Below are 12,280 nucleotides of genomic sequence, written 5' to 3'. Positions count from 1 at the left end.
TGCTATCGCCTCAGCGCCTGTTCCGTGAAGGCCTCCTTGAGAGACTCTGGGTCCCTCAAGGAGGCCTTCACGGACTTGGGGACCACCGCGACCACGGCCACCGCGGCGATGGCCAGCCAGGCGGCGGTGAGCACGATCAGCCAGGTCCACCCCGCATGGCCGTAGACGGTCGCGCCGACGGCGCCGCCGATGCTGCTGCCCAGGTAATACGAAAGCGTGTAGAGCCCGCCGACCTGGCCCCGGGCGTTCTCGGGCGCCTCCGCCGCGGCCCAGCCGTTGGCGACGGCGTGCGCGGCGAAGAACGCGCCGGTCAGCACCACGAAACCGGCGACGACCATCGGCAGCGAGTCGGACAGCGTCAGCGTGGCGCCCGCGATCGTGAGCAGCAGGGCGCCGGCGAGCGCCCCGCGACGGCCGAACCGGCCGACGAGTTTGCCCGCGGTCGCCGACGAGACCGAGCCCATCGCGTAGGCGAGGAAGACGAGCGACGCGATCGCGGGAGAGAGGTTCAACGGCTCGCCGGTCAGGCGGAATCCGGCGGCGTTGTACAGCGCGACGAACGAGCCCATCGCCAGCAGCGCGACCGCGTACTGGACCAGCAGGACCGGCTTCCGGACCGCGGCGCCGAGCCCGGCCAGCACCGCCCGTCCCTGCTCGCGCAGCCGCTCTGACCTGCGCCGATCCGGCGAAGTGAGAGCAAAGGTCCCTTGCTCCCCCGGCGGCAGCGCCAGCACCGTGACCACCGTGCAGACCAGGCCGATGCCCGCGACGACGAGCAGCGCGCCGTGATAGCCGAACGGCCCGGCGGTGAACCCGGCCGCGAGTCTGCCGATCATGCCGCCGACGGTGTTCCCGGCGATCATCGCGCCCACCGCGGCCGCGAGCCCGGCCTTCCCGAGCCGTTCCGCGAGATAGGCGGCGGCCACTCCGGGGAACCCCGCGATGGCGACCCCTTGCAACGCCCGCAGCACGAGCAGCGCCGGGTAGCTGGGTGCCAGCGGCAGCAGGAAGCCGAACACCACCGACGCGACCACCGAAGCGATGATCACCGGACGCCGTCCCACGACCTCGGAGAGCGCCGCGATCGGCAGTACGGCGATGGCGAGCGCGCCGGTCGCGACACTCACCGCGAGCGAGGCACCACCGGGATCGAGGTGGTACTGCTCGGCGAGCTGCGGCAGCACCGGCTGTGGCGCGTAGAGCAGCGCGAACGACGAGATCCCGGCCGCGGCGACGGCGATCGTCACGCGGCGGGTGGTTCCGGTGGCAGGCACGATCCCGAAGCTAAGCCTGGCTAAACGATACGTCTAATACGGTCATCTGCCACAATCGATACTGTGCTGAATGAAAGGATGACCGCCCAGCTAGCCCCCCAGCTCGCGTTGCTCACCGCACTGCGCCGCACGACGAACGTCACACGCGCGGCCGAACTGCTCGGTGTCCCGCAGCCCACGGTAAGCCGCCGGATCTCGGCGCTCGGCGAGGCCCTCGGCGCGCCACTGACGGTCCCCGACGGCCGAGGTATCCGGCTCACCCGTGCCGCCGAGTTGCTGGCCGACGCCGCCGAACGCGCACTCGCCGCTGTCGACGCCGGAGTCCGTCAAGCCCGCGAAGAGGTCGACCCCGAATCAGGGCACGTCGTCCTCGGCTTCCTGCACCTGCTCGGCAGGTCGCTGGTCCCCACGTTGCTCCGCGGCTACCGCGCGGACCATCCGGAAGTCCGGTTCACGCTGGTCCAGGGCTCACGTCAGGACATGGTCGACAGGCTGACCAGCGGCGAACTCGACCTCGCGCTGCTCGCGCCCGCCCCTGTCGACGACCCGTTGCTCGACACCGCCGTGCTCGCCGAACAGGAGATCTTCCTCTCCGTTCCGACATCGCACCGCCTCGCCGACCGGCCCAACGCCGCCATCGAAGACCTCAAGGACGAGGAATTCGTCCTCCTCGAAACCGGCTACGGCCTCCGCACCATCACCGACGACCTGTGCGCCGCGGCCGGCTTCGCGCCGAAGATCGCTTTCGAGGGACAGGAGTCCGACACCGTCCGCGGCCTGGTCGCGGCCGGGCTAGGCGTCGCGCTGCTCCCCCGGTTCGAACCCGGCAGCCCGGCGGGCGTCGCGGAAGTCCCGCTGGTGCCGCCGGTCGGGCGGACCATCGGGCTGGCTTGGCGTCGCGACGTGGTGCTGCCGCCCGCCGTGCTGCGGTTCCGTGAGCGGGTCCGCGCGCAGCATCGGTGACGATCGTCAGGGTCGGTCATTGCCGTTCGTCCATCCCGGCAGGGAAGCATTTTCGCTAACTTCGGGTGAATGTACGACGACATCGTGGAGTTGGCGGGCGCGAGCCCGAGCTGGCTCCAGGCGGCAGGAATCCTGTTCACCGAAGCAGGATTGCTCGCCTTCGCAGCGCTCTTCGCCTGGATGTTGTGGCGGGCCCGCACCTCGCCCGTCCGGCTGGCCGTGGCGTTGCTGCCGCCCGCCGGGACCGCGGTCGCGTACCTGATCAGCGAAGGGATCAAGAGCGTGATCCAGGAGGACCGGCCCTGCCGGGGCCTCGTCACACTCGTCGAATGCCCGCCGACCGGCGACTGGTCCTTCCCGAGCAACCACTCCACGATTGCCGCAGCGGCCGCCGTCGGGCTGGCACTGGCCTGGCGACGGCTCGTGCCGTGGGTGCTCCCGGGTGCTCTGCTGATGGGCTTCTCACGGGTCTTCGTCGGCGCGCATTACCCGCACGACGTGCTCGCCGGACTCGTCCTCGGCTCTGTGACGGCGTGGCTCGTGTTCCGGTATCTGAAAGGCCCGGCGACCAGGATCGCCCGCCGTCTCACCGCGCACGCCGGAGACGCGCCGACGCAGCCCATGCCCAGGGTGCGCCCGCGAGGCGATAGCAAAGGTCCCTTGCTACCGCCCCGCAGGTAACCGCAGGTCAGGCGTAGGACGCGACCAGTTCGACCAGCGTCCGCGCCGCGAAACCGGTGGCTCCCGGGACGACGTCGGCGTAGGTCTTGTCGGCCCGCGCGGGTCCGGCGATGTCGAGATGCGCCCACGGCACGTCGCCGACGAACTCCCGCAGGAACAACGCCGCGACGATGCCGCCGGGACCGCCGGGCGCCTGCCGGACGTCACCGAGCGAACCCTGCACGGACTCGGCGAGGTCTTCCAGCAGCGGCATCCGCCACCACGCCTCGCCGACTCGCTCGCCCGCCTTCGTGACCCGCTCCGCGAGCACGTCCTCGGTGGCGAAGACGCCTCCGGTGCGGACGCCGAGCGAGACCTTCATGGCGCCGGTCAGCGTCGCCGCGTCGATCACCGCGTCCGGTTTGTGCTTCTTGATGCCGTAGACGAGCGCGTCGGCCAGGACCATGCGGCCCTCGGCGTCGGTGTTGCCCACCTCGGTCGTCTTGCCGCCGTAGTGCCGGACGATGTCGCCGGGGCGGTACGACGAACCGGAAACGTGGTTTTCGGCGGCGGGCACCAGCCCGGTCACCTTGACCGGCAGGCGCAGCGCGGCGATCGCTCGGACCGCGGCGATGATCGCCGCTCCGCCGGCCATGTCGGTGCGCATGAGGTGCATGCCGTCGGCCGGTTTGATCGAAAGGCCGCCGGTGTCGAAGGTGATGCCCTTGCCGACCAGCAGCAGATGCGTCGTCGCCCCGCGCGGCCGGTACTCCAGCTCGATCAGCCGCGGCGGCGCGGCCGAGCCGCCGCCGACGGCGAGGACGCCGCCGAAGCCCTGCTCCGCCAGCCACTTCTCGTCCCTGGCCGTCACGGTCAGGTTCGGGATGCCGCCCGCGGCCCGGACGGCCGTGTCGGCGAGCCAGGCGGGGGTCTTGACGTTCGAGGGCGTGTTCGCCAGGTCGCGCGCGAACGCGGCGGCCGCGGCGAGTTCGCTTATCCGCTCCAACGCGCCGGCGGCGCCCTCGTGACGTGTGATCAAGCGCACGGTCCGCAGGCTCGGCTTCGGCTCGTCGGCCGTCACGGTGAACCGGTAACCACCGAGCAGCAGCCCGAACGCGAGCTCCTCGATGTGCTCGGCGCCCGCGTCCTCTGGCAGTTCGACGGCGAAGGCGCGGAACGCCTTCTGCCCCGCCTTGACGTCGTCCTCCAGCGCCGACGTGACGACGCGGACCAGCGCGGCACCGGCCTTGCGGTACTGCCTCGGCTCACCGTCTCCGACGCCCGCCAGCCAGCGGACGCCGCCGGTCGGCACGGTCTGCACGTCACCGGCCTTGCCGGTCGGCCGCACGCCGCCGATCTCCGCGAGTCCGGCGTCACCGTCCTCTTCGGACGGGGCGGCGATCAACGTGGCCAGCGGCGTACCGCGCCGTAGGTCATCCGAGACCTCGAGTTCGAGCAGCTTCCCCGGAACGGGGGGTAGCGGGTTACGCACAGTGAGCGACCTCCGGGCGCAGATGAACCGCGACCCCGGCCTCCGAGGGGAGACCGGGGTGCGGGTGGTTGAACGTTGGTGCGGTCCGGCTCAGCCGGTGACCTCCTGCAAGGCCGCGCCGAGATCCTTCGCTTCTTCCGCGGAGAGTTCGACGACGAGGCGCCCACCACCTTCGAGTGGTACGCGCATCACGAGGCCCCGCCCCTCCTTAGTCACTTCGAGGGGACCATCTCCGGTCCGGGGCTTCATGGCCGCCATAGCGTGCTCCCTCCGTCTCAACCGGCGCGCCCGGGTCGCGCTCGTCAAAGCCAGCCGGGTCTACTGTCCATTGTCCCTCATCAGCGGCCGGGCGCGAACGCGGACCGATCTTTTGCCGCCGTATCGGTGCTGGTATGCGGCTCGCGAGGCTGAAAGACTCTTCTCTGACCGCAGTTTCGCCGACTAGGAGATCCCGTGACCACATCCGACGTTCTGCTGACCGCCGACGCCGATGGCGTGCGCACCTTCACGCTGAACCGGCCGCAGGCGTACAACTCGCTGACCGTCGAACTCAAGGAACTGCTGCTGGCGGGCCTGACCGAGGCTGCGGCCGACGACAGTGTCCGTGCGGTCGTGCTGACCGGTTCGGGCAAGGCGTTCTGCGCCGGGCAGGACCTGAAGGAGCACGTCGGGCTGCTGCAGGCGGGTGACCCGGCGCCGCTACACACGGTCAAGGAGCACTACAACCCGATCGTCAAGACCATCGTCGGGATGCCGAAGCCGGTCATCGCCGCGGTGAACGGCCCCGCCGCCGGCGCGGGTGCGGCCTTCGCCTACGCGAGCGACCTCCGGATCGCCGCGACGTCGGCGAACTTCCTGATGGCGTTCGCGAACGTCGGCCTCGGCCCGGACTCGGGCGCGTCGTGGACGCTGCAGCGGCTGATCGGCCTCGGCCGCGCGGCCGAGCTGATGCTGCTGGCGCGTACGGTCGACTCCGCCGAAGCGCTGACGCTGGGGCTGGTCGGCGAAGTCGTTCCGGACGAGGAACTGGCCGCCCGCGCGCAGAAGGTCGCCGCGAAGCTCGCGGCCGGTCCGACGGTCGCGTACGCGAAGATCAAGAACGTGCTGTCCGTCGCCGCGGAGTCGTCTCTCGAAACCGCGCTGGCGGCGGAGGACGAGGCCCAGACCGCGCTCGGCGCGACGGCCGACCACACGGAGGCCGTCGAGGCGTTCGTCGGCAAGCGCAAGCCGGACTTCCAGGGCAAGTAACCCCTCGCGACGTGCAATGAAGGACGCTTTCATAGCAAATTTTGCAATGAAAGCGTCCTTCATAGCGCTCCCGGGACCGGTACCGAACCACCGCGGCTAGCGTCCGGGAGTGATCCCGACCCCGCCCCACCTCAAGGCGACAGCCGCCGAGCGCGACCTCGGTGACTGTCTCCGCCGCTACCGCCGCAGGCCGGGCGCCATCGGGACCTTCTTCGCCTTCGCGCCACTAGCGGGCGCTCTCGCGCTCGGGATCCGCGAAGGTGATACGACCGGCGCGCTGGCCGTAGTGCTGTTCGTGTGGACGCCGCTCTTCCTGTGTTGGTGCATCTCCACACAGAGGCGCCTCGACGGAGGTCTTTACGTCTTCGACGGCGGTTTCGCCGACGTCCACGGACGCAAGGTCCTGTTCGCGATCACCTGGCCCGAAGTCCGCTCGGTCGAGTTCGAGACCCGTTCCCTCTGGGCTGGCCTGATTCCCGTCGCGGCCACCACGAACTGCGTGATCGAACTGCGGAATTGCCACCGGATCGAGCTCAACGGCAGCTACCGCAAACTGAAAAGACTGGCCGAAGACCTCCACGCCCGCACGATCCATTGAGGGGTGTGGTGCCGGGGGTCGTGAGTGGCGTTTCGGGTTCTAACCCGAAACGCCACTCACGACCGACCCGGGCCACCACGAACACGACACGTTCGACCTTCTTCTCGCTAAGTGGCCCGGAAGCAGTCCTTCACGTGGTCGTCGACCATTCCCGTCGCCTGCATCAGCGCGTAACAGGTCGTCGGCCCGAGGAACACGAAGCCGCGCTTCTTGAGTTCCTTCGCCATCGCCTTCGACTCGTCGGTGATCGCCGGGACGTCCGCCATCCGCCGCGGCCGGGTAGGCGAGGAAGGCGCGAACGACCACAGCAGGTCGTCCAGCGAACCGTCCAGTTCCGAGATCGCCCGTGCGTTGTTGATCGCCGCCAGGATCTTGGCCCGGTTCCGCACGATCGACGCGTCTTCCATGAGACGAGCGACGTCGTCGTCGGTGAAGGCCGCGACCTTCTTCGGCTTGAACCGCTTGAACGCCTTCCGGAACGACTCCCGTTTCCGCAGGATCGTGATCCACGAAAGCCCGGACTGGAACGACTCCAGGCACAGACGTTCGTACAGTTCCTCGTCGCCGTGGAGCGGGACACCCCATTCGGTGTCGTGGTACTCGACGTAGTCCGGGGCCGAGTTGCCCCACGAACACCGCTTGATCCCGTCCGCGCCCAGCAGACCCGCCTCAGCCAACCCGGTACCCCTCCGCGTATTTCACGAATTTCTGCAGGCACAGCCGCAGTCCCAGTTCGAAACCCGGTTTCGCGACCGGCCAGCCGAGCCGTCCGACGACGCCGAACGGCGGCCGCAGATGCTCCGCCCAGACGAACGTCGACGAATGCGGCCCCTTCTCGATCACCTGGAAGACCCCGGTGCCCTGCACGATCTTGCCGGTATGCCGCACGACGCAGCGCAGCGGCGGTTCCCAGCTGGTGATCTCCATGGTGTCGGTGAACCCGACGCCGGCGACGCCGGTGAAGGCCGACAGCTTCGAACCCACACTGCGCCCGTTGCCCTCGACGACCTTGACCTCGGTGCCGAGCATCCATTCGCCCTGGCGTTCCCAGTCGGTCAGCGCGAGCCAAGCCGTCCCGGCCGGTACCGCGACGTCGACGGAGACGACGACATCCGTCACCTGGCACCCTCGCGCTCGGCCTGCAGTTCGGCCACCTTGGCCCGCAGGTCCTCGATCTCGACGCCGAGCCGTCGCATCACCCAGTCCACTTCGGACATCTTGTAGCCGCGCAGCACCATCTGGTAGCGGACGGCGTGGACGTCCTCGGCGGTGATGTCCTCGGCGGGCAGCCTGGTCGGCGAGCTGCCGGGCGGCAGCGGGGCCAGCTCCTCACCCCGGCCGAACACCACGGCGGCCAGCAGAAACACCACGGCGGCCACCAGCAGCATGACTACGAGATAGATCAGGGCGGTCGTCACGCCACGATCGTGGCACACGAACGCCACGATCGTCGCGCCAGCAACGCGAGTCGCACGCTGACCACCACCCAGAGGATCATCAGCAGCCCGCACGGCACGGACAGGAACAGCCTCGACGCGTCGATGACGCCGGTCGCGATCACCAGCAGCCCCACCGAAAGCAGGTTCAGCCCGACCGCCTCGCCGATCAGCACGCCGGCGGTCTTGACCAGCCGGGCACTGTCCATCCGCCGGGACAGCCAGCGCATGGAGACGAGGGCGATCACCCCCAGCACCGGCACGATGAAGACCGAACCGTGGGTGAATTGGGCGATGTACTTGTACCAACCCGGCGTCGGCGCGAGCTGCGACCATTCGCCGAAGGTCCACTTGCGGGCGAACTCCCAGGCGAGCTGCATCAGCGGCACGCCGAGGATCAGTTTCCAGAGGGTGCGGGTGCCGCTGTGCATGCCCAGTTCGGCCTGATAGTCGCGGGCGATGAGGTGCACCGGGCCGAAGTCGGCGACGGCGCGCCGCTGCGCGTCGTGCTCGCTCCAGCCGCCGTCGCGGTACGCGTCCGCCGCGTCGTTGAGCCCGTCCCGCGCCTCGCGCAGCAGATCCCGCTTCGCCGACGCCGGACCGTCCAGCCGGGCACGCAGTTCACCGACGTAGGCCTCGATCACCGTCATGCCGTGGTTCTCCCGAAGTTCCTCGCGGCGACCGTGAGCCGCATGCTGAACAGGATCCAGGTTCCGGACAGCACCGCGCACGGCACGCTGACGAGCATGCGGGCCGGCTCCAGAAGTCCGGTCGCTCCGCCGTACGTCACGACCGCGACGAGGTTCAGCCCCACGGCCGCGGCCAGCGTCCACGAAACCGCGCGGGCGACCGGCGGACCGGCCGTCCGCCGCGAGAGCAGTCGTGCCGCGAGCAGCCCGGCGACCGCGACGGCCGGGGACAGCGCCGCCAGTGTGTCGGCCACACCGATAGCACGGTGGTACCAGGAAGGCGAAGCACCGAGCCGCGACCAGTCGGCGAAGGCCCGCGCCAGATCCCAGGCGAGGATCAGGAGCGGGACACCGGCGATCAGCTCCCACAGCACGCGGATGTCGCGCCGCAGCCCCAGTTCCGCTTGATAGTCACGCGCGATCAGCTCGGCCGGGCCGAAATCGGCGACGGCACGGCGTTCGGCTTCCGCCTCGTCGACACCACCCGCGAGGTAGGCGTCGGCCGCGTCGACCAGACCGTCCCTCGCCTCGGTGAGCAGGTCGGCCTTCGCCGCCGACGGCCCGCGCAGGCGGGCGTCGAGATCGCCGATGTAGGCCTCGATCGCGTTCATGCGGCGAGCACTTGCCGGGTCCGGAAAGCGGGCGCGAGCAGCCAGAAACTGAAGGCCACCCAGCCGAGCGCCACCATGTTGCACACGAGGCTCACGTTCATCCGCGACGGATCGAGGACCGTGGTGCTCACGGTGAGCAGCAGCAGCGCCAGCAGGTTCGTGCTCGCCGCGGCACCCACCGTCCACCGCGTCACCTTCCCCAGGCTCACGCTGTCGAGCCTGCGTCCCAGCCGCCGGGCCCCGAAAAGCGAAACCGCTCCGATCACGGCCGGAACGAGGACCAGGACGCCGAAGACTTCGATGACGGCCGTGTACCACTCCGGATTCGGCTTCCCCGAGCGGCTCCAGTCGCCATAGGTCCAGATCCGCGCCAGCTCCCAGGTCACCTGGATCAGCGGCACACCGACGATGACCTTCCACAACGTGCCGATGTCGGCGCGCAACGCCAGCTCGGCCTGGTACTCACGGGCGATCACGGCGGCCGGACCGAAGTCGGCGACGGCACGGCGTTCCGCTTCCGCCTCGTCGACACCGCCTTCGCGATACGCCTCGGCCGCGTCGACCAGACCGTCCCTCGCCTCGGTGAGCAGATCGGTCTTCGCTCCCGCCGGCCCGTGCAACCGCCTGTCCAGGTCGCCGATGTAGCCGTCGATCGCGCTCATGCCGTGCTCCCCCCGAGGACACCACCGATCACGGTGGTGAACTCCTGCCACTCCGCTCGTTCCGCCGCCAAGGCCTTCTGCCCGGAGCGGGTGAGCTTGTACGTACGACGTTTGCGGCCGGATACGACATCCCATTCGCTGGCGAGGTATCCGGCGCGCTCCAACCGGCGAAGCGCCGGGTAGACGGTGCCCGTCGGCAGGTCGAGCGCGCCGTCACTGCGGAGCTGGAGCGCCTCGATGATGGCGTACCCGTGCAGCTTCCGGCCGTCGAGGACGGCGAGGAGCAACGCGTCGAGGTGCCCGCGCAGGCTGTCGGCCTTCATAAATAGACAGTCTACACATCGCCGCATACCAGGGTAGCCGGGACTTTCCCGGACAGGCCTCAGGGAATGTCCCCGAGATCACCCCGATTTCATAGATTTAGTGGCTACATGTAGCCAGCCTACGTATACAGTGCATCGCCATGGACGCACTCCCGATCGCGAGACTCCAGTTCGCGACGACGACCTCGTTCCACTTCCTGTTCGTGCTGCTCACACTGGGGCTCGTGACACTCGTCGCGGTGATGCAGACACGCTCCGCGTTCGGCGGCAAGCCGGAACTCACGCGGATGACTCGCTTCTGGGGCAAGCTTTACGTGATCAATTACGCACTGGGAATCGTCACCGGAATCGTGATGGAATTCCAGTTCGGACTCACCTGGACCGGCCTGTCCGCGGTCGCGGGCGACGTCTTCGGCGCACCACTGGCCATCGAGACGCTGGTGGCGTTCTTCGCCGAATCGACCTTCCTCGGGCTGTGGATCTTCGGCTGGGGGCGGCTGAACAAATGGGTCCACCTGACGCTGATCTGGCTGGTCACGCTGACCGCGTACGCCTCGGCGCTGTTCATCATGGTGGCCAACTCGTTCCTGCAGAACCCGGTCGGCACGCACGCCGAGAACGGCGTGCTGAAACTCGACGACTTCGGCGCGCTGTTCACCAACCCCGCACTCGTGTCCTCGCTGCCGCACGTGCTGAGCGCGGCGCTGATGACCGGCGGCTTCTTCGTGGTCGGCGTCTGCGCGTACCACTTCATCAAGCGCACCACGGAGATCGAGTTCTTCCGGCGCTCGATGCGGATCGGCGTGCTCACCTCGCTCATCGGCAGCACGCTGGTGATCGGCTTCGGCTTCGCCCAGTTCGGCCCGCTCGGGGAGTACCACCCCGGCAAGCTGGAAGGGGCGGATCCCCTCGTCGGCGTCTCGCTGGGGTTCATGATCCAGATCGGGTTCATCGCCTTCCTGGCGTCGATCCTCGGCACGCTGCTGCTGTTCCGGAACTGGATCACCAAGGTGCGGCCGCTGCTGTACGTGATGGTGCTGGCCATCCCGCTGCCGTTCGTCGCGGCGATCCTCGGCTGGCTGGTGCGGGAGATCGGCCGTCAGCCGTGGCTGATCCGCGGGCAGCTGACCACCGCCGACGCCGTCGCGTCGATCCCGGCGGGCCAGATCCTGTTCTCCTTCATCGCTTTCACGCTGTTGTTCCTGGTGCTGGCGATCGCCGACTGGGTGCTGATGTCGCGGGTCGCGAAACGCGGCCCGGACCCCGTCGAAGAGGCAGCCACGCCTCGCGCCGAACTTCCCGTCCTGAGCGGAGTCTGACCGATGGTGATCCTCTGGTGGTGTGTGCTCGGTTTCCTGACCGCGGGCTACTTCGCGCTGGCAGGCTACGACTACGGCGTCGGGATGTTGCTCGGCAGGATCGGCCGTGACGAGGCCGGGCGACGGCGCGTGCTCGGCGCCTTCGGCCCGTTCTTCCTGGCCAACGAGGTCTGGCTGGTGGCCGCGGTCGGCGTCCTGTTCGGCGCTTTCCCGCATCTGGAAGGAAAAGTGTTCGCCGGGGCGTATCTCCCGGTCGTCACCCTGCTGCTCGGGCTGGTCACGTTCACCGCGGCGGTACAGTTGCGCAGCAGGCGGCCGGACGCGGGCCGCGGCGCCTGGACGCTGGCGATCACCGTCGGCGCGTGGGTGACGGCGGTGTCGTGGGGCGTGTTCCTCGGCAACCTCGTCCTCGGGCTCCCGCTCGACGCGGCCGGGAAACCGACCGGCGGCGTCCTCGCGGTGTTCAGCCCGTACGCGCTGCTCTGGGGTGCGGGGTTCGTCGCGCTGTTCGCCTTGCAGGGGGCGGCTTTCCTCGCCGTGCGGGCACCCGCGGAGTTCACCGCCCGCGCGAACCGGATCGCCAAGGCGCTGCTCGCGCCGGCGCTCGCGTTCCTGGTCGTGGCGGTCGCCTGGGGTGCCTTCGAGACCGCCGCGTCGTGGACCGTGCTACCCGCGATCGTGCTGGCCTTCGGAGCCTTGGGCGTCGCGTACGCGGCTTTGCGCGCGGGGCGGCACAAGACAGCGCTGATCGCCACGATGACCCTGTCCGCGTCGCCGGTGCTGGCCGTCGGCACGGCGCGCCTGCCGGAGGCACTGGTGTCCTCTGTGGACGGCGGGTTCTCGCTGAGCCTCACGGAAGCGGCCAGCAGCACCGAGATACTCGGCCTGCTCACCGTCGTTCTGCCGCCCGCGCTGCTGGCGATCGCCGCCGTGCAATGGGTGACCTGGCGCCGGAACGACGACCGCGTCGACCAGCGTTCGCTGCTGCACTTCTAGGAGCCCCAG

16 protein-coding genes are annotated in these 12,280 nt (G+C 69.3%); 6 read left to right on the top strand and 10 right to left on the bottom strand.

The genetic code is table 11. The features are described from left to right. Positions 1 to 2: 2 nt before the first annotated feature. Positions 3 to 1,247, bottom strand: a complete 1,245-nt coding sequence (locus DL991_RS03555; protein WP_125781178.1) for an MFS transporter — start codon at positions 1,245 to 1,247, stop codon at positions 3 to 5. Between the two features lie 105 nt (positions 1,248 to 1,352). Between DL991_RS03555 and DL991_RS03550 the strand changes: the two genes are divergently transcribed. Both DL991_RS03550 and DL991_RS03545 read left to right on the top strand, forming a co-directional pair. After that, the gene (locus DL991_RS03550) at positions 1,353 to 2,237 is read left to right on the top strand and encodes a LysR family transcriptional regulator (protein ID WP_199746291.1); all 885 of its coding nucleotides are present in this window, start codon (positions 1,353 to 1,355) and stop codon (positions 2,235 to 2,237) included. A gap of 69 nt (positions 2,238 to 2,306) precedes the next feature. Next, entirely contained in the window at positions 2,307 to 2,918 is a 612-nt protein-coding gene (locus DL991_RS03545) for a phosphatase PAP2 family protein (RefSeq protein ID WP_125780885.1), read from the top strand. 7 nt (positions 2,919 to 2,925) lie between these two features. Here the strand turns inward: DL991_RS03545 and DL991_RS03540 are convergent, their stop codons facing one another. Then, entirely contained in the window at positions 2,926 to 4,389 is a 1,464-nt protein-coding gene (locus tag DL991_RS03540; RefSeq protein ID WP_125780883.1) for a M17 family metallopeptidase, read from the bottom strand. Between the two features lie 90 nt (positions 4,390 to 4,479). After that, complete coding sequence (locus DL991_RS03535; RefSeq protein WP_005155393.1) at positions 4,480 to 4,647, bottom strand: DUF3117 domain-containing protein; 168 nt, start codon at positions 4,645 to 4,647, stop codon at positions 4,480 to 4,482. A gap of 195 nt (positions 4,648 to 4,842) precedes the next feature. Here DL991_RS03535 and DL991_RS03530 point away from each other — a divergent pair, with 195 nt between their 5' ends. Beyond that, on the top strand, positions 4,843 to 5,637 hold the full coding sequence (locus DL991_RS03530) for an enoyl-CoA hydratase-related protein (protein ID WP_125780881.1): 795 nt from the start codon (positions 4,843 to 4,845) through the stop codon (positions 5,635 to 5,637). Between the two features lie 109 nt (positions 5,638 to 5,746). Beyond that, complete coding sequence (locus DL991_RS03525) at positions 5,747 to 6,235, top strand: hypothetical protein (protein WP_125780879.1); 489 nt, start codon at positions 5,747 to 5,749, stop codon at positions 6,233 to 6,235. Positions 6,236 to 6,342: 107 nt separating this feature from the next. On the opposite strand, the gene DL991_RS03520 is transcribed toward DL991_RS03525, so the two are convergent. The 7 genes from DL991_RS03520 to DL991_RS03490 are packed head-to-tail and all read right to left on the bottom strand — an operon-like array spanning position 6,343 to position 9,956. Then, complete coding sequence (locus DL991_RS03520; RefSeq protein WP_125780877.1) at positions 6,343 to 6,912, bottom strand: DNA-3-methyladenine glycosylase I; 570 nt, start codon at positions 6,910 to 6,912, stop codon at positions 6,343 to 6,345. Then, a complete protein-coding gene (locus DL991_RS03515; protein WP_125780875.1) occupies positions 6,905 to 7,354 on the bottom strand; it encodes an SRPBCC family protein in 450 nt (149 codons plus the stop codon). The genes DL991_RS03520 and DL991_RS03515 overlap by 8 nt, the downstream gene beginning before the upstream one ends. Continuing rightward, a complete protein-coding gene (locus DL991_RS03510; RefSeq protein WP_125780873.1) occupies positions 7,351 to 7,653 on the bottom strand; it encodes a DivIVA domain-containing protein in 303 nt (100 codons plus the stop codon). The genes DL991_RS03515 and DL991_RS03510 overlap by 4 nt, the downstream gene beginning before the upstream one ends. Beyond that, positions 7,650 to 8,321, bottom strand: coding sequence for a permease prefix domain 1-containing protein (locus DL991_RS03505; RefSeq protein WP_125780871.1), 672 nt, complete (start codon positions 8,319 to 8,321; stop codon positions 7,650 to 7,652). Before DL991_RS03505 ends, DL991_RS03510 begins: the two co-directional genes overlap by 4 nt. Beyond that, positions 8,318 to 8,971, bottom strand: a complete 654-nt coding sequence (locus DL991_RS03500) for a permease prefix domain 1-containing protein (RefSeq protein ID WP_125780869.1) — start codon at positions 8,969 to 8,971, stop codon at positions 8,318 to 8,320. Before DL991_RS03500 ends, DL991_RS03505 begins: the two co-directional genes overlap by 4 nt. Beyond that, entirely contained in the window at positions 8,968 to 9,633 is a 666-nt protein-coding gene (locus DL991_RS03495) for a permease prefix domain 1-containing protein (protein WP_125780867.1), read from the bottom strand. Before DL991_RS03495 ends, DL991_RS03500 begins: the two co-directional genes overlap by 4 nt. Continuing rightward, a complete protein-coding gene (locus DL991_RS03490; protein ID WP_016331437.1) occupies positions 9,630 to 9,956 on the bottom strand; it encodes a helix-turn-helix transcriptional regulator in 327 nt (108 codons plus the stop codon). The genes DL991_RS03495 and DL991_RS03490 overlap by 4 nt, the downstream gene beginning before the upstream one ends. Positions 9,957 to 10,096: 140 nt before the next feature. Here DL991_RS03490 and DL991_RS03485 point away from each other — a divergent pair, with 140 nt between their 5' ends. Both DL991_RS03485 and DL991_RS03480 read left to right on the top strand, forming a co-directional pair. After that, positions 10,097 to 11,275, top strand: a complete 1,179-nt coding sequence (locus tag DL991_RS03485) for a cytochrome ubiquinol oxidase subunit I (RefSeq protein ID WP_125780865.1) — start codon at positions 10,097 to 10,099, stop codon at positions 11,273 to 11,275. A 3-nt stretch (positions 11,276 to 11,278) separates the two neighbouring features. Continuing rightward, a complete protein-coding gene (locus DL991_RS03480) occupies positions 11,279 to 12,271 on the top strand; it encodes a cytochrome d ubiquinol oxidase subunit II (RefSeq protein ID WP_125780863.1) in 993 nt (330 codons plus the stop codon). Positions 12,272 to 12,280 lie beyond the last annotated feature (9 nt).

It is taken from the genome of Amycolatopsis sp. WAC 01375 (assembly GCF_003947325.1).
In the GTDB taxonomy this organism is placed as follows: domain Bacteria; phylum Actinomycetota; class Actinomycetes; order Mycobacteriales; family Pseudonocardiaceae; genus Amycolatopsis.
This window is presented reverse-complemented; position numbering and strand designations above follow the sequence as displayed.